The organism is Bacillus sp. YH3-2-B2 (assembly GCF_053663335.1).
The window spans coordinates 16,452-38,105 of sequence record NZ_JBSJQE010000004.1 but is presented as its reverse complement, the minus strand read 5'-3'; the positions used below and the strand labels follow the sequence as shown (position 1 = coordinate 38,105).

Sequence of the window (21,654 nt, the reverse complement as noted above, 5' to 3'; positions counted from 1 at the left end):
CGATGTTTCCCCCGGTTCTGCTTTTTTTAACCAGTATACCACTCGCGGACAAGCCGAAAAAGACACCCCTGTAAGAGAGGTGTCTTTTTGAATTATACAGCGTCTTCTATTTTCGATTTTTCACCAGGCATGCGCTTGCCGATACCGAACGCATAATAGCTGACCGTCACAACCGCCAGGAAAATCACCCCGACAACCAAAGAAATCCGCGTATCTTTGTTAAACCACATGCCGATCAATACCATGAGTAAGAAAGAGATCGTCAAATAGTTTGTAAACGGCGCAAAAGGCATTTTAAACGGATGCTTATCAAGCTCAGCGCCCTTCGCTCTTCTGAAACCGAGATGGCTGATTAAAATGACGAACCACGGAATCATTCCCGGCAGCACACTCGCGCTGTACACATAAACAAAAATTTTCGGAGGCGCGATGTAGTTCAGCACGACACCGATCACAAGTCCGATTAATACCGCAAGCGTACCGAATATCGGCACACCGCTCGAAGAAACTTTCTTAAAGAATTTCGGTGCCTGTCCGTTCACGCCTAACGTATAAAGCATACGTCCCGCACTGAATATCCCGCTGTTGCATCCGGACATCGCAGCGGTAATCACCACAAAGTTAATCAGACCGGCCGCCGCCGTAATCCCGACTTTCGCAAATGTCGAAACAAACGGACTGCCGAGTGAGTGAAGCTCATTCCACGGATATACGGTAACGATTACGAAAATCGCACCGATGTAGAAAATTAAAATCCGCCAGATAATACTCTGAATCGCGCTTCGCAGCGTTTTTTGCGGGTCCTTCGCTTCCCCTGCCGTAATTCCGATCAGCTCGACCCCTTGATAGGCCGCAACAACCAAAGACAAAGCAAAGAAAAATCCTGAAAAACCATTTGTAAAGAAACCGCCGTGCGACCATAAATTAGATAATCCGATCGCATGCCCTCCGTTACCGAAACCGAAGAAAATAATTCCGATTCCGGCCACAATCATCAGAATAATGGTGACGATTTTGATCATGGCAAACCAAAATTCAAACTCACCGAAAGATTTTACTGAAATTAAATTCGCCGCACCGAGAATGGCCATGGCGATAATGCCGGGAATCCATGCCGGCAGATCAGGAAACCAATATTTCATATACGAACCGACGGCGATAATTTCAGACATCCCGACGATCACCCATTGAAACCAGTTGCTCCACGCCGTCATATAGCCGGCTAACGGATGTATATACTTATGGCCGAATGTCGCAAACGACCCTGTACTCGGCTCTACATAGAGCATTTCGCCCATCGCACGCATGATAAAAAAGATAAAGATACCCGAGATCGCATAAGCCAGCAGGACAGACGGCCCGGTCCATCCGATCGTGCTGGATGACCCCATGAATAAACCGACACCGATCGTGCCGCCCAGCGCAATCATCTGTATATGACGCGCGCCTAAGCCTCTCTTTAATTCTTTGTTTGCCACTTCGCTTCCTCCTCTTAACAGCTCTGATATATGTGAAATAATGAAGCAGAAGGTGCACCTGTTGACCCTAACTCAATCTTCATTTCCCGCAATATTAGAAACATTCTATCTTCCTATCGTTATATAATCTCCAATTTCCTTATTCCATCATAATAAATTTTCGTGGAAAATACAATTGTTTTTTTCAGGCAAACACCTTACACTCTGGACCACCGGAGTAAAAATAAAGCGCTTTCATTTTCATTGAATTATGAATATTGAGATAATAAATGCCGCAGCCTCCGAGAAACATTATTTCCCAGGAGAAACGTTTTCCGCCCCCTATTCAATATTATTTTTGCTAAGCAGAATGGCGTAAAGCCTTACTCTCTTCCATTCTCCCTTGTATACGCCATAATCCTGCTTAACCCGGCAAAAATCATGCATTAATCGATAAATGCCTCATTCAGCCGCAGCAAAAGCCGGCCGAACATTTCTTTTTCATCGCCGGACCAATCGTCAAGCATACGATGATACCGCTCAAGGCGCATCTTTTTATCAGCTTTTAACCTCTGTTTGCCAAGCTTCGTAATCGCAAACAGACTGACCCGCCCGTCAGAAGGATCAGAAAAACGCTGGATCAGCTCTTTCGACTCCAAGGCCGCTGCCTGGCGTGACAATGTAGAAATATCCAGCTTAAATGATTCGGCCAATTCCTTCACACGCGCAGGCCCGAATTCATCCAGCTGCCGTAGTAACAAATACGCAGCCCTTTCCAGATGTCCGATTTTACGGTCGGAGTTATCAAGATAAACAGCTCTCCTGATAAAAGTGGTGAGCTCATATTCAATTAATTCAATCGGATCTTGTTTTGACAAACGCCTCACTCCTTACATTGACAACAGCAACATTAGTTGTATAATACAAACATATGCACATTTACTCAGAAAACATATAGAAATATTTTGCATACATATATTTGTATAGTACAAATATATGTGCCAAAAGTAAAGAAACTTATAGAAACATCAAGAAAGGGGGAAGCTGCTCTTCTCCAAAGAACAGCATTGTCGTGAAAGTCATACGCATCATCTTGCAAATCATTATTTTATTCGCATTTTCCTTTATCGGGGGAACCGTTCAGCAGTTCTTTCACCTGCCCATTCCCGGAAGCATCATCGGTTTGATCCTGCTGATCATATGTTTATCGGTTAAGATCATTCCCGTCAAAATGATTGAAGACGGAGCCGGATTTTTGCTGTCTTTTCTTCCGCTCTTATTCATTCCGGCCATGACGGGCGTCATCAATTACCCGTCACTGTTTTCCGCCAGCGGGGCTGCTCTGTTTCTGATCATCGTGCTGAGCACCATCGTCACAATGATCGCCGCAGGATACGCGAGCCAGCTGTTAGAGCACAAAGCCAATCAGAGAAAGGAGAAAAAGAAGTGCAGCAAGCATGTATCGCAATCGTTATAATTTTGTTCACGGCCGCCGCCTATCTGGCTATGGTGAGATTATATGTGCGCTTTCCATATCCCTTTCTCATACCGGTTTTGACCACTACGATTTTCATTATCGCCGTGCTGCTTGTTTTTCATATTCCGTATAAAGCGTATATGATCGGCGGACAATGGATCAATTCACTGCTCGGACCCGCCGTGGTGGCTTTGGCATACCCGCTTTATAAGCAGCGCCGGGTGTTAATCAAGTATATGTTTCCGATCATCGGCGGCGTGTTGGCCGGTTTATTCTCCGGAATGGTCAGCGGCCTGCTATTTGCAGAGCTGTTCGGCATCAGCCGGAGTTTGATTTTGTCAATTATCCCAAAATCAATTACGACGCCTGTCGCCATACAGATTGCGTCCGGTATCGGCGGTGTCCCTTCCATGACAGTCGTGTTCGTCATGATCGCAGGGTTTTCCGGCGTTATCTTAGGACCGCTGCTTCTCAAGTGGATCCGCATCCGCAGCTCACTCGGGAAAGGAATTGCATTCGGGAGCGCTTCCCATGCGCTCGGCACCTCAAAAGCAATGGAGTACGGAGAATTAACGGTCTCCATGAGTTCTGTTTCCATGACGCTCTGCGCCGTGTTAGGGTCGGTCTTCGGCCCCGTTGTAGCATGGATGTTTCAAATTTAAAGCCGGCGGTTCTCCGTCAGCTTTTTTCATGTGCGGATCATCTCATTTCCTTCCATTATTATGTTTCATTTGTAAGAATAATGGTAAAGTAGAAAACAAGGAGGGATTTAATGATGACTGGGACAATTCCGCAAAAGAAACTGCTGGATGGGACAAGCATTCCCGCGATCGGCTTCGGTACATACGCTCTTAATGGAAACAATGGCGTTCATGCCATTACCAGCGCCATTGATATCGGCTACCGTCTGATTGACACCGCTTATAACTATGAAAATGAAGGGACGGTCGGAGAAGCCATCCGCAGAAGTTCTGTTCCGAGAGAACAGCTATACGTGACGTCCAAGCTGCCCGGGCGCTACCATGACTATGACAAAGCTGTACAAACCATCCAAGAATCTTTATACCGCGCCGGTCTGGACTACTATGACCTGTATCTCGTCCATTGGCCGAATCCGAAACAAGACCGCTACACGGAAGCATGGCAGGCACTGATTGATGCGAAAAAATGGGGCCTGATCCGATCCATCGGCGTCTGCAATTTCCTGCCTGAGCATATCGAACGGCTCGAACGTGAAACCGGCGTAAAGCCAGGCATCAACCAAATTGAACTGCATCCCGCTTTTAATCAGCAGCAGCAGCGCCAATGGCACGAAGAACAGGGTATCGTGACAGAATCATGGAGTCCGTTATCCCGCGCCGGTGAAGTATTAAACGATCAAAAACTCGGACAGATTGCGGACAAATACGGCAAAACCATTTCTCAAGTCATTTTGCGCTGGCATATCCAGCTGGGCGCCATCCCGATTCCAAAATCAGCATCGCCCGAGCGCCAGCTTGAAAACATCTCTGTTTTTGATTTCTCCCTTGATGAAAACGACATGAACATCATCGACTCGCTTACCCGCCCCGACGGACGCATAAACGGCCAAGACCCGGCGGAGTATGAGGAGTTTTAAGAAAACACATAAAGAAAAGCTGACGGCATCGTTCGTCAGCTTTTTTCTCATTTTATATACGCACACACAGCTCCCGTTTCCATTCAGAAAGCCAATCTGTATCCCCAGATCCGTATTGCCTGCTTTGACCGGCATCACGCAGAGATCCGTTTTTATACTCAATGGACAGCACCAAATCAGGAATGGCATCATAACCCGTTCTCGCAAGCTTCGTGAGCCCCTGTCCGTAATGGGCGGCCGCTTCTGCCGCCGTATGTTTCAGCAAAGGATCATGCTGCAGCGCTTCCTTATAAACGTCTAAAAGGTCGCGGCCGTCTTCTGTGACGAACTTCCCGCCCACAGTCTGCAAGTCTTTCAGATGATAGCCGGTCACCTCATACATTTCCCGAACGACTTGATATTTCTCATACGCTTCCGGCGTAAACTGCGAGGAGTCATCACTCCGGCTGCGAATGATGTGCGCAAACAGCTCTTTGCTGTTTTCCCCGGAGTTTAAGACAGCTTCGATCTGCTGAGTGAGCTCTTTATCGTCAGTCCCGCTCACTTTTAACAGATAATCAATCGGTGATATCGTAAATGTAAGACTCGCGCCCTCCGGAATCTGAATATGATTCCGATGAAAAAGCACTCCGATTTGCTGATTGACCTGCCCTCTCTGAAACACCTTTTCATTTTCTCCTTGAATTTCTCCATTGAGTGTTTCACCCCGAAACGCCGCATCACGGAAATCATAGCTTTGGGCTTTCCCCTTAAACAGCCATTCCGTTTCATTATGATAAGCGGCCTGACGCTCCGATTCTGATAAATCACTTCTGAAATAAGGTGAATCGGCACGCTGGTATTTATCCTTAATATAATGCAAAGGATCTGGTTTTCGTTTATTGATTTCATTGATACGGCTGTATTTCTCATCAAGAATCTTGCTCGCAATATCACTCTCAGACTCATACGGATTATTAGCGTCTATTACCGTCTCATTCCCATTATCCGTAATCGTTTTCTGATTTGCGGATTGATATAAACGGGACAGGCTGCTCCCTTTCTCAGTGACACCGCTCCTTGAATAATTCACCTGGCTCAGATCGCGGCTCCCGCCTGTCTGAATCAATAAGCTGTCCGATCCTTTTGCCGCATCTTTCACATTTGTTTTGGAAGAATACCGCTGAAGCACTTGCTGAGCCATTACTTGATTTTTTATATAACGAGCGTTTAGGCGCATGTTTTTAACCTCCGCTTGAGATAATGTTCTAGTATTTGTATCGGCTGTTTTCCAGTTGATTTTAAACTAAAATAACAAATGTTTACATTACGGGAGTTTTTATGTATGATGTTGTCAAAAAGGGGGATTTTTCCATGAAAAAGTATATATCTATACTATTTGTCAGTGCAATCGTATTATCAGGCGTATTGATTGCACCTTCAGCCTCTGCGTCTCAAAAGAACTCATCACAAATAAGCGCTATTACAGGAAATCACTCATTTGAAACTGCCAATCCGGTAGGCTACTGGAAATATAAAAATATTGATACTGCCATATTGCCGGAAGGGGAAAAAGAATCGTACTTCACTTTCACGGCAAATAAGGGAGAAAGACTCTATGTCAGGAGCTCAACAAGAAGTGAATACAAGGGAATGAGCATTGAAATTTATAATAAAAACAAAGTGCTGATCAGTAAAGGCACAGAAGTGATAAACCCTGATACGCCGCTTCCTTTTATCTATGCCATTACAGATGCGAAAGAAAACAACGAGACGTTCTACGTAAAAGTGTCCCGCGGCTCATACACTGACGATATATACTTTACACTCTCCATTTACGATCGAATCAAAGCCGGAAGCGAGACCTTCGCATTCAGCGGCACAGCTGAAAATAAAGGAAATACAAGCCTCAGTCCGAACGGATCAGATTCAACCGTTCTCAGGCTCGACTTAACCAAACAGACAAGCATTCCAAAAGATGCCATAGTGAAAAGAATCAGCACCGCCGCGACTCAAATACCAAGTCAAGGAAACACAAGACACTGCATAATGACAGAAGAAAATAAAGTGTGGCACCGCGCACTCGCAAACAGCTCCACTCAAGGAAATTACGGTATCACACTGGAAGATAACCTCTCAGTCTCAAGCATCTGGAATTTTAAATACAACACACTTGCAACAGCAAAATCGGCTATGAAAAATGTGAAATTGAAGATTGATTATGAGTACGATGTGACAACGCAGTTTTAATTAGAAGAACAGCCGCCCATTGTGCGGGCGGCTGCCTGCTTGGATTTAAAGTAAAATCATGAGCCCGTGCCATGCCTTATCCTGTTGTCACAGCATAAAATCATTAAACAGCTGCTAAAATTCTTTTTTATGATATATAGCTGCGGCGATGAAAAATGAAATGATATATAAGATAACTCCGATCATGAGATATATAATCGGGACATATAAAGAAGGATTTATGTGCAAAAATGACAGCGGTACTTGTTCTGCTGCATACCCAACGACACTTTGCAATCCAAAGGTAGCAAAAAGTCCCCCCATTGCCCCTCCAATCACGATAGCATCGGATTTTTCCGGGCCTATCATGTAGAGAAGAGGATAAACGATTGCACCGGCAAAGAGAACGATGAACGTTCCAAAAGAGACAATATTAAATATGCCGTCAATTGGTTCATCAGAACCCAGGCTGTATACAACGAAAATACCATAAGATATTACAGCTCCGATCACAACAATCAAAAGATAAAAGAAATAGTGACTTTGAACAATATTTGTTCTGCTGACCGGTAAAGTCAGGACATACCTGTCATAGCCAGACTTGCTCTCATACTTTATAACCTCAAGTGCGGGCATAACGACAAACAATATAATCAGCATAGCAACAAAACGATGCATTGAAGCATCCCCAAAATAAAAAATGACTGCTGATACCAATATGGCCAACCCCGTGTATGCAAAGAAACTTCGATAAACCAAGTAATAGTTAGTCAGTAACAGACCTCTCAATGTTTTCACTCCTCGTTAAAAAGACGCTGATTTCTTCTATGGAAATGGTGTTGGCCGTTACGCCATTCGGCAATTTCTGTTGATCCGATACAAGCACACTCCAATAAGATCCATGATTCCTTTTTGCTAGAACGATATCTTCGTCAATCTCAGCCAATTGACCTTCATCAACGTCTATAACGGTATAGCTTTCAAGAACCTTATCTTTCTCTTCATTTAATAAAATTTTGCCATCTTTCATCATAATGATATGGCTGGCTATCTTCTCGACATCAGTCATAATGTGCGATGAAAGTAAAATACCGCCGTTGCTTTTACTCACAAAGCTTTTTAATTCATTTAACAGATCATCTCTTGAAGAAGGATCAAGCCCTCCCGTTGCTTCATCCAGAAGTAATAATTTTGCATTATGCGACAAAGCAACAGCTACGGATAACTTCATTGACATGCCGCGCGAGAATGTATTCACTTTTTTGTCCATAGGTAAAGAGAAAGAATGAACCAACCGGTAAAAATGATCTTGGTCCCAAGCGTCGAATAGTTTCTTAAATACATGATTCAGCTGCTTTATCGTAAGGTGCGCGGGCAGATTCATCGCATCAAATACGACCCCAATATCTTCTTTGAACTTTATATGTTTATCCAGATTCTCTTTACCAAAGATTTTCACTTTACCTCTATCCTGATAGATTAATCCTAATATCGTTTTAAATGTTGTTGACTTGCCTGCGCCGTTATCACCGATAAAACCGACAATTGATCCGGCAGGCACATTGAATGTAACATCCTTTAAAACAGCTTTATGACCAAAAGATTTGCTGATGTTTCTGATTTCTAAAAGATTTGACATCATTCCACTCCTATCATTGTTGTCAGGACTTTTTTAAGAATTGAACCGGAGTATTGCAAAATGTTGTTATTTTCATATCTAGTCTAGGTATTCATAATGGATCAGGAGCCGACAAATACAAAAGGGATTTTAAAGTCTTTTTTAATCATAATTTGGAAGTGTAATCGATTGATTACATTTATATAATGGATATTCATGATGAAAATTACTGGAGGTGATTACTTTTCGATGAGACATACACAAAAATGATTTACTAATGATTACATTTATGGATGTTAACCGGAATGCATCTCGTATTATAAAGCAGGTGTTATTCCTTTTCAATATATAAAAGGGGATTTCTTTACAATCGCAAAGAGTATGTATTTCTCATTTCCGCATTAAAAAACCCCTCTGGCTAATAACCAAAGGGGTTAAATATATTATTCCACCGTAACACTCTTCGCAAGGTTGCGCGGTTTATCAACGTCACAGCCGCGGTGCAGCGCAGCGTAGTAAGCGATCAGCTGCAATGGCACAACAGATACCAGCGGAGCAAGCGCAGGGTTGACTTCCGGCAGGATGAATCTGTCGTCTGCGTCTTCTAAGCCTTTCAGCGAGATGATGCAAGTGTTGGCGCCGCGGGCTGCGACTTCCTTCACGTTTCCGCGGATGCTCAGGTTGACGTGTTCTTGTGTCGCAAGCGCAAAGACCGGTGTTCCTTCTTCAATCAGAGCGATTGTTCCATGCTTCAGCTCGCCGCCGGCGAAGCCTTCCGCCTGGATGTAAGAAATCTCTTTCAGCTTCAGGGCGCCTTCGACACAAACGAAGTAGTCGAGGCCGCGGCCGATGAAGAAAGCGTTTCTTGAAACAGTCAGGTACTCACGCGCGATCATTTCCATTTCGTCCTTCTGGTCGCAGAGAGCTTCCATGGCATTTGCCGCGATACCTAATTCTTTGACTAAATCAAAACCGATATCAACGCCGTTGCGTTCTGCTGCAACGGACGCAAGGATCGCGAGGACGGCAATCTGAGCCGTATACGCTTTTGTTGATGCCACGGCGATCTCAGGGCCTGCGTGCAGAAGCAATGTGTAATCCGCTTCACGGGAAAGCGTTGATCCCGGAACGTTTGTAATCGTCAGCGCTTTGTGACCCAGCGCTTTGACTTGAACAAGCACGGCGCGGCTGTCCGCTGTTTCTCCGCTTTGAGAAAGGAAGATAAAGAGCGGCTTCTTAGACAGAAGCGGCATGTTGTAAGAGAATTCACTCGCTACATGCACTTCAACCGGTACGTTTGCCCACATTTCAATATATTGTTTCCCGACAAGACCGGCGTGATAGCTCGTTCCGCAAGCCACGATATAAATGCGGTCCGCTTCCGCCACGGCGTCAGCGACATCGCCCGCCACGGCCAGTCTGCCGTTTTCGTCCTGATACGTTTGGATGATTTTGCGCATAACAAGCGGCTGCTCATCCGTTTCTTTTAACATGTAGTGAGGGTATGTGCCTTTTTCGATATCACTGGCGTCAAGCTCAGCGATATAAGACGCACGTGTCATGACTTCACCGTCAAGATTTTTAATCACGGCTTCGTCTTTTGTCACGATCACCATTTCTTTGTCCAAAAGCTCAACGTATTCATTCGTTACTTGAAGCATAGCCATCGCGTCAGATGCCACGACGTTAAACGTATCTCCAAGGCCGATTAACAGAGGGCTTTTGTTTTTTGCAACGTAAATGGTGTCTGTGTTTTCACCGTCAAATAATGCAATTGCGTAAGAGCCTTTTAACAGAGTCAGTGTTTTGCGGAACGCTTCTTCTGTGCTGAGTCCTCCCGCCACAAATTGCTCGATCATTTGAACGACTACTTCAGTGTCCGTGTCGCTTTTCAGTTCAACGTTTTCAAGATACTCGCGCTTCAGCTGAACATAGTTCTCGATCACACCGTTATGAACAAGTGTAAAGCGGCCGAGTGCGCTTTGATGCGGGTGAGCGTTCAGGAAGCTTGGTTCGCCGTGAGTCGCCCAGCGTGTATGGCCGATTCCCGCTTGAGATTCAACCGTGTGATCCACCACTTCACGAAGGTCGGCGATGCGGCCTTTTTCTTTGTACACATGCACGCCCTGCTCATTCGCCACAGCGATACCGGCAGAGTCATAGCCGCGGTACTCAAGCTTCTCTAATCCTTTTAACAAAATCTCTTTCGCATCAAGCTGACCGATGTAACCTACAATTCCACACATATTTTCTTCCTCCTAAAGGTGTAAAAGGAGACGAAGAAAGTCAAATTACAAGGGGACTTTCAATCGTCCCCTCCCACATGTTTTTTTGGAAGATCATGTGATTTCCCTTTGTTCGGAGAGTCGCCCCTCCGGTTTGAAGAAATCCTTACGGCTGTGATCTAAATGAATCAGCCGGGAGGCATCCGCCGAAAATTCGATAACCTCCATCCTCGTCAACTAAGCCGTTTTTCGGGCGCTTAGTTCGGGCGCTGTAATTATAAAAGATGCAAACAATCCCGCCTTTCCTGCAAGTGAAAAACAAAGGCTGAACAAGCTTGATTTTACAGCATGTGCCAAGGACGGTCAATTATTTTTTGCCGCCCCGGCATCATGTTACTATCATTTTATGCTGATCGCACTTGTCTTGTTCGCTCTCTGCTTATAAACTTCGCTACTCCGCTCCCATTTCTGTCCGCACGACATCCACGATTTTTGTGACATATTCGTCACAAAGCTCTTTTGTTCTCGCTTCCGCCATCACGCGTACGAGCGGTTCGGTGCCTGACGGGCGCACTAAAATCCGGCCGTCTCCGTTCATTTCTTTTTCCACTTCAGAAATCACGGCCTTCACCTTAGCGTTTTCTTCTACCTTATATTTATCCGTCACTTTCACGTTCACTAAGAGCTGCGGGAATTTTTTCATTTCATCCGCAAGTTCTGAAAGGGTTTTGCCGGACGCCTTCAGCGTATTCACAAGCATGATCGCGGACAAAAGACCGTCGCCGGTAGTGTTGTAATCGAGGAAAATAAGGTGCCCTGACTGCTCTCCGCCGACATTATAGCCGTCTTTTTTCATCGCTTCTACGACATAGCGGTCGCCGACTGCCGTTTGAACGCTTTTGATTTCTTCTTTTTCAAGCGCTTTGTAGAAACCGAGGTTGCTCATCACGGTCGATACGACGGTATCATCCTTCAGACGGCCTTCTGATTTCAAATACTTCGCGCATATGTACATGATCTGATCGCCGTCGACGATGTTTCCTTTTTCATCAACGGCAATGAGGCGGTCGCCGTCTCCGTCAAACGCAAGGCCGATATCGGCGTTTTTTTCTTTGACGAAAGCACTCAGCGCTTCCGGGTGTGTAGAACCGACGCCATCATTAATGTTTAATCCGTTCGGAGACGTCCCCATTGTAGATACGTCAGCATCGAGATCGGCAAAAAGGTGCGTCGCAATGGAAGATGTCGCACCATGGGCGCAGTCAAGCGCTACATGAATGCCCGTAAAATCTTCGTCCGCCGTCTGCTTTAAAAATTGCAGATACTTTTGAACGCCTTCAAAATAATCGTTCACAAGCCCGAGGTTCGCGCCTGTCGGTCTCGGCAGCTTATCTTCCGGTTCCTCCATGAGACGTTCAATCTCGGCCTCCTGCTCATCAGAAAGCTTAAAGCCGTCCCCTCCGAAAAATTTAATTCCGTTATCCTGTACGGGGTTGTGAGAAGCGGAGATCATGACGCCCGCCTCAGCATCCATGGCTTTCGTTAAATAGGATACCCCCGGCGTAGAAATAACGCCGAGGCGCATCACTTCAGCTCCGATCGATAAAAGTCCGGCGACAAGGGCTCCCTCCAGCATATGTCCGGAGATACGTGTATCACGGCCGATCAGCACTTTCGGGCGCTGCTTATCTTTGGTCAGGACATAACCGCCAAAACGCCCCACTTTAAAGGCCAGCTCTGGCGTAAGCTCGCTGTTGGCAACACCTCTTACACCATCTGTTCCAAAATACTTGCCCATTTTGTATCGCTCCTTTTTCATTCTGTTGAAGAAGAATCAGCGCTTGATCCGTCTTCATCCTGGTCTTGATTTTGATCCTGGTTTTGACTTTTATTCTGATCGCTGTCAGTGTCGTCTTCCCGGTTCTTGCTCTTGTCTTTGTCTGCGTCTCCGCTTGTGCCGTTCTTATTGCCGGAATCAGCGGAGCCGCCGTTGTCATTTTTATTTGAACTTGTGTTTTTCTTAGAAGTCAGCTTGATCTTAACCGTGTCTTTTGACAGGGACCATGTGACGTTTTGCGGGCCGTTTACTTCAAGCTTTACAGAGTGCTCTCCGTCATCCAAGTCCGAGACATTGGCATACAGTTCAATGTCCGACTTTTTCAGCGCCTTAATGTTGGCGGGAGAGCCTTTGGCCGTAATATTTATCGCCTGCGATTCAGGGTCGAGAAACTCAATCTGCTGTGAGCCTCCCAGTCCGACCGTCTTGATTGCGACATTGTCAAAATCCTTTTTGTCTTCACTGTCCACTTTAACATGAAGCGTGATTTTTTCCGGTGATACCTTAGTGACACCCTTAGGAAGCGGGATATCGGCATTGATATCGGTATCTTTATCAATTTTGCCTAAATCAAGAGATACGCCGTCAATAAATTCAAGTGAATCCAGCACATCCTGCGGGCCGTAAACCGTCACCTCACTCGGATTCGAGTCAATGCTCGCAACGCTCACCCCGTCCGGAAGACTTCCCTTCCTTTCGATTTTGAAAGGAAGCTTTTTGCTCGGACTGGCTACGGGAACCGTCACTTTAATGACTGACGGTTCAACATCAACAGGAAGTGCGTTGCCGTCTTTGTCATAGACGGTCACCTTCACTTCCTTTTCAATGGTCTCATTTGCATTTTCAAGGTTCACAGATGCTTTGACAAGTGAAATGTTATCAATCACATTTTTCGAACCTGTAATCTGCACGTTCTTCGGGCTGATAATCGGCTGCTGAGGGGTATATCCCTTTTTCATTTTGCTTTTATTGTAGTATTCAACTTCCACGGGAAAACTCTCAGCCGTTTTTTCCTGAATCGTAACCGTCGTGACTGACGGGTTAATGGAGATCGTCAGTCCGTCCGATACGTTTTTGGCCTTCAATTCGACCTTATGAGTCCCGGTCTTCAGCTTATTCATATCGGCGTATATCTCAAAATTCTTCGTCTGTCTCGCCTTTTTCACCGCGCTTGTCGAGCCTTTAATCGTGACATTTACGGTCTGGGGCACGCCGGTGACGACATAGTTCGCTTCATCGTAGTATGCTTTTACAGGAATATCAGTAAGCGTAGCCTCGTCAGTCGTTGATGTCGGAAAAAAGGATTCCCCCGGCTTTTTCGGAGTCGGCGCCTGGTTGTTGTTAACCGCAACGTAAAGCAGCAGCGCCAAGAGCAATGCAATGATCTTTACAGCCCAGCGGTTGTTTAAGAATTTATCCATTTTTCTTGCCCCTCCAGTACCAGCGGTTAGAAGAAGTGTCTCTGGCGTTCTTCTTAAACTCGGCTTCAAGCATTTCTTTCAGTTCTTCTTCCGTCAATTCTCTGTGAAGGTCTCCGTTTTTGGCCACACTGATGGCGCCCGTCTCTTCAGATACAATAATGGTTAAGCTGTCCGTCACTTCACTGATGCCGACAGCCGCTCTGTGACGTGTCCCCAGCTCCTTTGAAATAAACGGGCTTTCAGAAAGCGGCAGATAACAGGCTGCCGCCGCAATCTCGTTATTTTTCATAATGACCGCTCCATCATGCAGCGGTGTATTCGGGATGAAGATATTAATCAAAAGCTCCGAGCTGACCTGCGCATTAAGCGGGATGCCCGTCTCAATATAATCGCCCATTCCCGTATCGCGCTCAATGGCGATGAGTGCGCCGATGCGGCGTTTCGCCATGTAGCTGATCGATTTTGTAATCGCTTCAATTGTCTTATGCTGCGCTTCCTCCACGGGGGTTCCGCTCCTGGAAAAGAACCGGCCCCGTCCGAGCTGTTCAAGCGCCCGTCTCAGCTCAGGCTGGAATATAATGATGATCGCTAAAAATCCCCATGTTATCGCTTGGTCCATCAGCCACTGAAGCGTGCTGAGTCCCAAATATGAACTGGCCATCCGGACCAATACGATGACGACGATTCCTTTTAAAAGCTGAACCGCCTTCGTCCCGCGTATGACCATGATTAATTTATATATCACATACCAAACAAGGAGAATATCAACGGCATTGCCGAGGTATTGCAAAAATGGGATGTCCTCAAAAGCCATTTCCTCGTCCTCCAAGAATTCAGTCATTTCGTTTTTTCCGTTATGAATTGTGCTGCATGAGCAATATGTACATCATATAGCGTGCTCATTATACCACATTTTGATTTCTCAAGTGAAATGGGCCAGCACGGCGATGCATAAAAAAAAGAGTAAAGCGATTATACGCTTTACTCATCTTCATTCGGGTCCAAAGCGCTCACGACGCCCTGGCCCGCCGATTTCAGTTCGTACCAGACCCAGTCAAACAATTGGTTAATCTCTTCAATCTGCCCGGTGACTTGTCCGGCTGAGGCCATGTATTTTTCTCCGTTGACGACGGTCACATTGCCGTCGACTTTTCCTTCAATGAACAGCTTGCCGTTTTTTACTGTGACATCGCCCTTTACGGTCTCGCCTTCAGGGACGGTGACCGTGTGATTCTGCACGATAAGGTTCGGCTGTTTGGACACACTGAAATTGTGGTCATTATGCCAGCTGTTGAAAAAACCGCCGCCCATTAAAATCACAAAAACCGCTGCGGCTGCAATCATCGGATGAGTTTTGATCCATCGTTTTACAGAAGCGCGTTTTTTCTCTTTTGGAAGATTCGCCATAACTTTGGCAGTAAAATCAGCAGGGGCCGTGACATGCGATGTGCTTCGGACGAGTGCTACGGATTTCTCCATTTCATGAAAATGCCGTTTGCAATTCCCGCATGACTGCAAATGTTGTTTTAATACGTTTTCATCTTCAGGAAGGATATCTCCATCAAGATGCTTATGCATAAGCTGCACGATCTGTTCAGGACAGCTCATTTCATCACCCCACTTAAAGATCCCTCAATTGTTTTCTAAGAGCCTCTCTGCCTCTGTGTATCCTTGTCTTGACGGTGCCGACAGGGATATTCAGAATCTCCCCGATTTCAATTAAAGAGAGTTCGTCAATATACTTTAATACAATAACTGTTCTGTACTTGTCCGGCAGCTTTAAAATCTTTTTCTGAATTGTGTCCGACAGCTCCAATGACAATACGGCGTCTTCAGGGAGAACCCCGTCCGCGGCGATCTGCGAATACATCGTCAGCCCTTCTGCTCCCGCTACTTCTGCGTCCAGATAGTAATCAGGCTTTTTCTTGCGGATGCGGTCAATGGTCAGGTTGGTCGCAATTCTGTAAAGCCACGTTGAAAACTTTCTGTTGATATCGAAACTGTCGATATTGACATACGCTCTGATAAAAGCTTCCTGCGCAATATCTTCCGCTTCGTGAACATTGCCGAGCATGCGGTAGCAAAGCTGGTAAATCTTATCTTTATAAAGGTCAACGATTTCTGCAAACGCATTTTGATCGCCTTTTTTGACTTGCTTGATTCTTTTTTTAATCAGGTTTTCCATGTTTTATCTTACCTCTGCCCTTCACCGGTCTGTATCTATACGTTGATTGTTTTAAAAGGTTTCATTTTTTTATTACATTTATTTTACCAAATTTCAGGCAGGGTGTAGATGGAAAATACAGAATATACTGCCTTAACAGCAGCTTAAAAATAGTATATCTGATGAACAATCAAAAATCGAAACAAAATGCTGATAAAAAAAGACACCTTTATGCAAAAGGTGTCTGATACTGGGCTAGCTGGATTCGAACCAACGCATGACGGAGTCAAAGTCCGTTGCCTTACCGCTTGGCTATAGCCCAAAGATGGTGGAGGGGGGCAGATTCGAACTGCCGAACCCTGAGGGAGCGGATTTACAGTCCGCCGCGTTTAGCCACTTCGCTACCCCTCCGTATTTTTTTGGAAAACAGTGCCGGCCAGAGGACTTGAACCCCCAACCTACTGATTACAAGTCAGTTGCTCTACCAATTGAGCTAGGCCGGCAAATATGGTGGAGGATGACGGGCTCGAACCGCCGACCCTCTGCTTGTAAGGCAGATGCTCTCCCAGCTGAGCTAATCCTCCATATGACCCGTACGGGATTCGAACCCGTGTTACCGCCGTGAAAGGGCGGTGTCTTAACCGCTTGACCAACGGGCCGCTGTGTCCGCGTCGAGCTGACAAAAGTTATTATATACAGGTTGTACCCTATTTGTAAAGAGAAAAATTATTTTTTTTATTTTCAAACTTTTTTACCCGTTTTTTAACTGAAAAACTCATCCCTCCTCTCTTATTTCATTTATGATGAAAGTATCAAAATATTGAAGGGAATGGACACAGATGATCTTAGTCAGCTCTTGTCTCGGCGGTATCGAATGCAGATATAACGGCTCTCACGCCGCTTCGGAAAAAATCCGCAGACTCGTAGAAGAAAAGAAAGCTGTTATGGTCTGCCCCGAACTTTTGGGCGGCTTCACCACTCCCCGCGAACCGGCGGAAATCATCGGCGGCACGGGTGAAGACGTGCTGAACGGAACGGCAAGAATCGTAACGGCATCAGGCGAAGACGTTACAGCTTTATATATGGACGGCGCGGAAAAAACGTTAGCATACGCAAAAGAAATAGGCGCCGCAACGGTCATCCTTAAAGAAAACAGTCCGTCCTGCGGCAGCAGCTTTATCTATGACGGCACTTTCTCAGGAAAAAAAATACTCGGAGACGGCATCACTTCCGCTCTTTTAAAACGGGCAGGCTGCCGTGTTCTATCAGAAGATGAATTGGATCAATTATAAAAAAGGAGAGTAGATATCATGGATGTAGCCCTGTCCTTTTATAAACCGGAGCATGCAGACGGGCTGAACGGGTTTGTGCTGAGTGAAGAAGATAAAAAGTTCACAGCTCTGCCGATAGATGTCCTGCCGCAGGCGCTTGTCATCCGGGATCGCTACCCGACAGTCATTTTAAAAGAAGACCGCCCCGTCGGTTTTTTTATTTTACATACCTCAAAAGAAACCATTGCCCCGTATTCGAACAATGTGTCTGCCATTTTGCTGAGTGCGCTGTCATTACATGCGCCGCATCAGGGAAAAGGTTATGCCAAACAAGCGATGCTGCAGCTGCCCGCTTTTGTCGCAAATTATTTTCCTTGGTGTGATGAAATCGTGCTTGCTGTAAACCATCGCAATCAACGTGCAAAGAACCTGTACCGGTCTTCCGGTTTTATTGACAAAGGGCGGCGCAGGATCGGCCCGATCGGTGAACAGCACATTCTGCATCATTTTTTGTGAAAGCGCTTGATTATTCATCTCATCCCTGCCGATTTTTCTTGAAACATCTATTCAGAAGCCCATATACTTCAAGTATTAACGACTTGGGAGGGTACAATCATGACAGACCGGCTTAACATTCACAGATTGACCACAGAAACCAGAAACCCGCAGACCGCTTCAATCCATCAGGCAGACACGATGGAAATTCTCCGCATCATTAACGAAGAGGATTTCAAAGTGGCTGAAGCCGTTCAGCAGGTGCTGCCCGATATTCAGATTGCCGTTCAATTCGCCCATCAGTCCTTACGGCGAAACGGCAGGCTGATTTATGCGGGAGCGGGCACAAGCGGCAGACTCGGTGTACTGGATGCGGTTGAATGCCCGCCTACATACAGCGTAAGTCCCGACACCGTCATCGGTCTGATGGCCGGAGGGGCAGACGCCTTTTTGCAAGCGGCTGAAGGTATAGAAGACAGCGAGGAAACCGGCGCTCTCGATCTCAAAACGATCGGGCTTACCGCAGAAGACACCGTGATCGCCATCGCGGCAAGCGGGCGCACGCCGTATGCGGCCGGTGCGCTGAAATATGCAAAAACAATCGGCGCCAAAACCGTCGCGCTCACATGCAATAAGGACTCATTGATCAGCACCTTTGCCGATCACAGCATTGAAGTCATTGTCGGCCCCGAAGTGATTACAGGGTCAACACGAATGAAAGCCGCGACGGCACATAAAATGATTCTGAACATGATTTCCACGGCCGTGATGATTAAAAGCGGCAAAGTGTACGAAAATTTAATGGTGGACGTTCATGTCAGCAACGAAAAATTGAAAGAACGCGCAATCGGCATTATCCAAAGCATCACTGGCGTTCCGTACGACAAGGCAAAAGAAACGCTTGAGGCCGCAGGCAGCCATGTCAAAACGGCAATCGTCATGCTGAAGACGAATTCGGACGAAACACACGCGAAGGCACTGCTCAAAGAATCAGAAGGATTCATTGATAAAGCCATTGAACAGCACGTTTCAAGAGAAAAAGAACGCTGATCGTTCTTTGGTGAAAAATAATGTGCTTTTACGAGCCCGCGCCGTTTTCATGTTCGGCGCAGGCGCTTTTAGGACGCGTTTCAGGCATAGCTCCCCGGGAAAAATCGTACGGAAAAAGGAGGATCTCCATGAGCAAAGAGGCATTTTATCAGTCACTGGCCAAAGATATCCTGGACAATTGCGGCGGTTCATCGAATATTTCAGGCTTTACCCACTGTATGACACGCCTGAGGATTACACCTTTAGATCGGGACAAAACGGATATTGAGGCGCTGAAACGGCTTGACGGGGTAATAGGCGTCGTCGAAGCTGAAACACTGCAGATCATTCTCGGCACGGGTGTCGTCAATCATGTCGCCGACGCTTTCGCAAAACTTATGCCATCCGGAAAAAACATTGATTTAAAAGAAGCCGCCTCACGGAAAAAAGCCGATCTCAACAGAAAAAACACCACACCCATCAAATTGTTTCTGAGAAAAATATCAAGCATCTTCATTCCCCTTATTCCCGCACTCATTGCATCAGGTTTAATCACCGGTATTACGAAAGCCGTCATTCAGGCCGGCTGGCTCCCGAAAGAATCTCAAATCGCACTTATTTTAACGGTTATCGGTTCAGGCTTGTTCGCTTACCTCGGCGTCCTTGTCGGCATCAATGCGGCGAAGGAATTCGGCGGGACACCCGCGATGGGCGGCCTTGCGGGCATATTGATCCTTAACCCTGAGATCGCCAATATCAGTTTGTTCGGAGAGAATCTGCTCCCTGGCAGGGGAGGATTAATCGGCGTTCTTTTCGCTGCGGTTTTTATCGCTTATACCGAACGGTTTATCAGAAAGTACGTCCATCAATCCATCGACATTATCGTCACGCCTACATTGTCTTTACTTATCACCGGGCTGGTGACATATGTCGTTTTTATCCCTGCAGGCGGTTTTATTTCTGATCTGATTACATCAGGTTTATTGTCGCTGCTGAATGTCGGGGGAGTGCTCTCAGGGTTTGTACTGGGAGCCGCCTTCCTGCCGCTTGTCGTCACCGGCCTGCATCAGGGCTTGACTCCCGTACATTTGGAATTAATCCGATCAATCGGAGATGACCCGCTTCTTCCGATTCTCGCGATGGGAGGCGCGGGTCAAGTAGGCGCGGCCTTCGCCATCTTTATGAAAACAAAAAAAGCCTCATTAAAAAGAGCGATCGGCGGCGGACTTCCATCCGGTCTGCTCGGAATCGGGGAGCCGCTTATCTTCGGCGTCACGCTCCCGCTCGGCCGGCCGTTTTTGACGGCGTGTTTAGGGGCGGGAATCGGCGGCGCTTTTCAAGCCCATTTTCAAGTGGCTACTTTTTCAATCGGTGTCTCCGGCCTTCCGCTCTCGTTTCTCGTACAGCCGGCTCAAATCGTTTTGTATATCATCGGTCTCTTCATCTCTTACGCGGCGGGCTTTGTCTTCACTTATGCGTTCGGATTTAAGGATGACATGGCTGCTGAATTTGAATAAACCGGGAGGGATCAGAATATGAAAACACTGACAGCCGCCATACTCACAATGGTCATGAGCCTCTCTTTTCTGCCGCAGCACAAAGTCGAAGCCCAATCCAAATTATACGACGCAGCAAAGCTCAGAAAGGTTGATCAAATGATTGAAAAAGACATCGCAGCAGGATTCCCCGGAGCCGTCCTCGTCGTCGTAAAGGACGGACGGGTGATCAAAAAGAAAGCATACGGCTACAGCAAAAAATATGACGGGAACACCCTTTTATCCCGTCCGAAAAAAATGAAAACATCAACCATGTTTGATTTAGCTTCCAATACAAAAATGTACGCGGCCAATTTTGCACTACAGCGACTCGTCAGCCAGGGAAAGCTTGATGTGTATCAAAAAGTCTCGGCTTACCTTCCTGATTTCAAGGACAGAAAAAGCGATCCGATTCAAGGAAAAGACCGCATACGCGTCATCGATGTGCTCCAGCATCAATCCGGTCTGCCGGCAAGCTTTTATTTCTATCAGCCGGACACCGCAGGCCCTTTATATTCACAAGAACGGGATAAAACGATCCGTTTTCTCACCCAAATCCCGCTTGAATACAAGCCGGGAACAAAACACGTATACAGCGATATCGGTTACATGCTTCTCGGCTGCATCATTGAAAACATAACCGGAAAAACCCTTGATACCTATGCGGAACAAGAACTGTACAAACCGCTGAAACTGACGCACACACTGTTCAATCCGCTGCAAAAAGGTTTTAAAGAAAAAGCATTCGCAGCTACTGAACGTTTAGGCAACACACGTGACGGAGTCATCCATTTCCCTCACATCAGGACGTATACGCTGCAGGGGGAAGTTCACGATGAAAAAGCATTTTACTCAATGGGAGGAGTGTCCGGACACGCCGGGCTGTTTTCCAGAGCTGATGATATGGCCGTCCTACTTCAAGTCATGCTGAACGGCGGCAGTTATAAACATGTTTCTCTCTTCAATAAAAGAACGGCCGATTTGTTCACAACCGCGGCATCCTCTGATCCGACATTCGCTCTCGGCTGGCGGAAAAACGGCAGCCCGGATATGGAGTGGATGTTCGGACCTTATGCAAGCAGGCAGGCATACGGCCATACGGGATGGACCGGCACCATCACGATTATTGATCCCGCTTATAAGCTGGGGATCGCACTTTTGACCAATAAAAAGCATTCCCCCGTCGTCAGCCCCGGTGAAAACCCGAATGTTTTTGAAGGGGATCTTTTCCCGACCGGAAGCTACGGCAGCGTCATAAAAGCGATTTATGAAGCCATTGAATGACAACCCATGTCTTTT

General features: G+C 46.4%; 20 protein-coding genes and 5 tRNA genes. 9 read left to right on the top strand and 16 right to left on the bottom strand.

The annotated features are described in order from the left end of the window. Nucleotides 1-92 precede the first annotated feature (92 nt). Both ACWJJX_RS14895 and ACWJJX_RS14890 read right to left on the bottom strand, forming a co-directional pair. The gene (locus ACWJJX_RS14895; RefSeq protein WP_077721718.1) at nt 93-1,478 is read right to left on the bottom strand and encodes an amino acid permease; all 1,386 of its coding nucleotides are present in this window, start codon (nt 1,476-1,478) and stop codon (nt 93-95) included. Between the two features lie 425 nt (nt 1,479-1,903). Beyond that, a complete protein-coding gene (locus ACWJJX_RS14890; protein WP_003156749.1) occupies nt 1,904-2,335 on the bottom strand; it encodes a MarR family winged helix-turn-helix transcriptional regulator in 432 nt (143 codons plus the stop codon). Between the two features lie 194 nt (nt 2,336-2,529). Between ACWJJX_RS14890 and ACWJJX_RS14885 the strand changes: the two genes are divergently transcribed. The 3 genes from ACWJJX_RS14885 (at nt 2,530) to ACWJJX_RS14875 (ending at nt 4,552) form a co-directional block, all read left to right on the top strand. After that, nucleotides 2,530-2,934, top strand: coding sequence for a CidA/LrgA family holin-like protein (locus ACWJJX_RS14885; protein ID WP_070081296.1), 405 nt, complete (start codon nt 2,530-2,532; stop codon nt 2,932-2,934). After that, on the top strand, nt 2,904-3,596 hold the full coding sequence (locus ACWJJX_RS14880) for an LrgB family protein (protein ID WP_070081295.1): 693 nt from the start codon (nt 2,904-2,906) through the stop codon (nt 3,594-3,596). Before ACWJJX_RS14885 ends, ACWJJX_RS14880 begins: the two co-directional genes overlap by 31 nt. A 110-nt stretch (nt 3,597-3,706) precedes the next feature. Further along, the gene (locus ACWJJX_RS14875) at nt 3,707-4,552 is read left to right on the top strand and encodes an aldo/keto reductase (protein WP_079890943.1); all 846 of its coding nucleotides are present in this window, start codon (nt 3,707-3,709) and stop codon (nt 4,550-4,552) included. Between the two features lie 52 nt (nt 4,553-4,604). Here ACWJJX_RS14875 and ACWJJX_RS14870 read toward each other — a convergent pair whose 3' ends face one another. Beyond that, nucleotides 4,605-5,771, bottom strand: a complete 1,167-nt coding sequence (locus tag ACWJJX_RS14870; RefSeq protein ID WP_454023085.1) for a DUF4885 family protein — start codon at nt 5,769-5,771, stop codon at nt 4,605-4,607. Between the two features lie 134 nt (nt 5,772-5,905). On the opposite strand from ACWJJX_RS14870, the gene ACWJJX_RS14865 reads away from it, so the two are divergent. Next, entirely contained in the window at nt 5,906-6,781 is an 876-nt protein-coding gene (locus tag ACWJJX_RS14865; protein WP_024084819.1) for a hypothetical protein, read from the top strand. 114 nt (nt 6,782-6,895) lie between these two features. On the opposite strand, the gene ACWJJX_RS14860 is transcribed toward ACWJJX_RS14865, so the two are convergent. The 13 genes from ACWJJX_RS14860 to ACWJJX_RS14800 form a co-directional block, all read right to left on the bottom strand. Next, nucleotides 6,896-7,549, bottom strand: coding sequence for an ABC-2 transporter permease (locus ACWJJX_RS14860; RefSeq protein WP_316276321.1), 654 nt, complete (start codon nt 7,547-7,549; stop codon nt 6,896-6,898). Continuing rightward, nucleotides 7,527-8,399 (bottom strand): ABC transporter ATP-binding protein, encoded by an 873-nt coding sequence (locus ACWJJX_RS14855; RefSeq protein ID WP_070081292.1) that lies wholly within the window; start codon nt 8,397-8,399, stop codon nt 7,527-7,529. Before ACWJJX_RS14855 ends, ACWJJX_RS14860 begins: the two co-directional genes overlap by 23 nt. A gap of 422 nt (nt 8,400-8,821) precedes the next feature. After that, nucleotides 8,822-10,624: a glutamine--fructose-6-phosphate transaminase (isomerizing) gene (glmS, locus tag ACWJJX_RS14850; RefSeq protein ID WP_003156758.1), complete on the bottom strand. Its 1,803-nt coding sequence runs from the start codon at nt 10,622-10,624 to the stop codon at nt 8,822-8,824. A gap of 430 nt (nt 10,625-11,054) precedes the next feature. Beyond that, the gene (glmM, locus tag ACWJJX_RS14845) at nt 11,055-12,401 is read right to left on the bottom strand and encodes a phosphoglucosamine mutase (RefSeq protein ID WP_095315909.1); all 1,347 of its coding nucleotides are present in this window, start codon (nt 12,399-12,401) and stop codon (nt 11,055-11,057) included. A gap of 17 nt (nt 12,402-12,418) precedes the next feature. Then, nucleotides 12,419-13,861: a CdaR family protein gene (locus ACWJJX_RS14840; protein WP_095318536.1), complete on the bottom strand. Its 1,443-nt coding sequence runs from the start codon at nt 13,859-13,861 to the stop codon at nt 12,419-12,421. Beyond that, a complete protein-coding gene (gene cdaA / locus ACWJJX_RS14835; RefSeq protein ID WP_017419295.1) occupies nt 13,854-14,675 on the bottom strand; it encodes a diadenylate cyclase CdaA in 822 nt (273 codons plus the stop codon). Before cdaA ends, ACWJJX_RS14840 begins: the two co-directional genes overlap by 8 nt. A gap of 167 nt (nt 14,676-14,842) precedes the next feature. Continuing rightward, nucleotides 14,843-15,469 carry an anti-sigma-W factor RsiW gene (gene rsiW, locus ACWJJX_RS14830; protein WP_065180897.1) on the bottom strand — a complete coding sequence of 209 codons (627 nt, stop codon included), beginning with the start codon at nt 15,467-15,469 and terminating at the stop codon, nt 14,843-14,845. A gap of 13 nt (nt 15,470-15,482) precedes the next feature. Then, nucleotides 15,483-16,046, bottom strand: coding sequence for an RNA polymerase sigma factor SigW (gene sigW / locus ACWJJX_RS14825; protein WP_003156766.1), 564 nt, complete (start codon nt 16,044-16,046; stop codon nt 15,483-15,485). Nucleotides 16,047-16,275: 229 nt separating this feature from the next. Next, nucleotides 16,276-16,347 (bottom strand) — tRNA-Gln (locus ACWJJX_RS14820). Between the two features lie 4 nt (nt 16,348-16,351). Beyond that, nucleotides 16,352-16,436 (bottom strand) — tRNA-Tyr (locus ACWJJX_RS14815). A gap of 19 nt (nt 16,437-16,455) precedes the next feature. Next, a tRNA-Thr gene (locus ACWJJX_RS14810) sits at nt 16,456-16,528 on the bottom strand. Between the two features lie 5 nt (nt 16,529-16,533). Further along, nucleotides 16,534-16,609: transfer RNA gene (locus ACWJJX_RS14805), tRNA-Val, on the bottom strand. A gap of 3 nt (nt 16,610-16,612) precedes the next feature. Next, a tRNA-Glu gene (locus tag ACWJJX_RS14800) sits at nt 16,613-16,684 on the bottom strand. 180 nt (nt 16,685-16,864) lie between these two features. On the opposite strand from ACWJJX_RS14800, the gene ACWJJX_RS14795 reads away from it, so the two are divergent. The 5 genes from ACWJJX_RS14795 (at nt 16,865) to pbp4b (ending at nt 21,639) form a co-directional block, all read left to right on the top strand. Further along, the gene (locus tag ACWJJX_RS14795) at nt 16,865-17,317 is read left to right on the top strand and encodes a DUF523 domain-containing protein (RefSeq protein WP_003156767.1); all 453 of its coding nucleotides are present in this window, start codon (nt 16,865-16,867) and stop codon (nt 17,315-17,317) included. A gap of 18 nt (nt 17,318-17,335) precedes the next feature. Further along, a complete protein-coding gene (locus tag ACWJJX_RS14790) occupies nt 17,336-17,812 on the top strand; it encodes a GNAT family N-acetyltransferase (protein WP_014304238.1) in 477 nt (158 codons plus the stop codon). 99 nt (nt 17,813-17,911) lie between these two features. After that, a complete protein-coding gene (gene murQ / locus ACWJJX_RS14785; RefSeq protein WP_058906522.1) occupies nt 17,912-18,841 on the top strand; it encodes an N-acetylmuramic acid 6-phosphate etherase in 930 nt (309 codons plus the stop codon). A 128-nt stretch (nt 18,842-18,969) separates the two neighbouring features. After that, nucleotides 18,970-20,337 carry a PTS transporter subunit EIIC gene (locus tag ACWJJX_RS14780; RefSeq protein WP_003156771.1) on the top strand — a complete coding sequence of 456 codons (1,368 nt, stop codon included), beginning with the start codon at nt 18,970-18,972 and terminating at the stop codon, nt 20,335-20,337. Between the two features lie 18 nt (nt 20,338-20,355). Further along, entirely contained in the window at nt 20,356-21,639 is a 1,284-nt protein-coding gene (gene pbp4b, locus ACWJJX_RS14775; protein ID WP_327969004.1) for a penicillin binding protein PBP4B, read from the top strand. Nucleotides 21,640-21,654 lie beyond the last annotated feature (15 nt).

Excerpts from the sequence above, each read along its gene's own strand:
- ACWJJX_RS14875 (WP_079890943.1), top strand. The coding sequence starts at position 3,707 with ATGATGACTGGGACAATTCCGCAAAAGAAACTGCTGGATGGGACAAGC.
- ACWJJX_RS14870 (WP_454023085.1), bottom strand. The coding sequence starts at position 5,771 with ATGCGCCTAAACGCTCGTTATATAAAAAATCAAGTAATGGCTCAGCAA.
- ACWJJX_RS14865 (WP_024084819.1), top strand. The coding sequence starts at position 5,906 with ATGAAAAAGTATATATCTATACTATTTGTCAGTGCAATCGTATTATCA.
- ACWJJX_RS14855 (WP_070081292.1), bottom strand. The coding sequence starts at position 8,399 with ATGTCAAATCTTTTAGAAATCAGAAACATCAGCAAATCTTTTGGTCAT.
- glmS (WP_003156758.1), bottom strand. The coding sequence starts at position 10,624 with ATGTGTGGAATTGTAGGTTACATCGGTCAGCTTGATGCGAAAGAGATT.
- glmM (WP_095315909.1), bottom strand. The coding sequence starts at position 12,401 with ATGGGCAAGTATTTTGGAACAGATGGTGTAAGAGGTGTTGCCAACAGC.
- ACWJJX_RS14840 (WP_095318536.1), bottom strand. The coding sequence starts at position 13,861 with ATGGATAAATTCTTAAACAACCGCTGGGCTGTAAAGATCATTGCATTG.
- cdaA (WP_017419295.1), bottom strand. The coding sequence starts at position 14,675 with ATGGCTTTTGAGGACATCCCATTTTTGCAATACCTCGGCAATGCCGTT.
- rsiW (WP_065180897.1), bottom strand. The coding sequence starts at position 15,469 with ATGAGCTGTCCTGAACAGATCGTGCAGCTTATGCATAAGCATCTTGAT.
- sigW (WP_003156766.1), bottom strand. The coding sequence starts at position 16,046 with ATGGAAAACCTGATTAAAAAAAGAATCAAGCAAGTCAAAAAAGGCGAT.
- ACWJJX_RS14795 (WP_003156767.1), top strand. The coding sequence starts at position 16,865 with ATGATCTTAGTCAGCTCTTGTCTCGGCGGTATCGAATGCAGATATAAC.
- ACWJJX_RS14790 (WP_014304238.1), top strand. The coding sequence starts at position 17,336 with ATGGATGTAGCCCTGTCCTTTTATAAACCGGAGCATGCAGACGGGCTG.
- murQ (WP_058906522.1), top strand. The coding sequence starts at position 17,912 with ATGACAGACCGGCTTAACATTCACAGATTGACCACAGAAACCAGAAAC.
- ACWJJX_RS14780 (WP_003156771.1), top strand. The coding sequence starts at position 18,970 with ATGAGCAAAGAGGCATTTTATCAGTCACTGGCCAAAGATATCCTGGAC.
- pbp4b (WP_327969004.1), top strand. The coding sequence starts at position 20,356 with ATGAAAACACTGACAGCCGCCATACTCACAATGGTCATGAGCCTCTCT.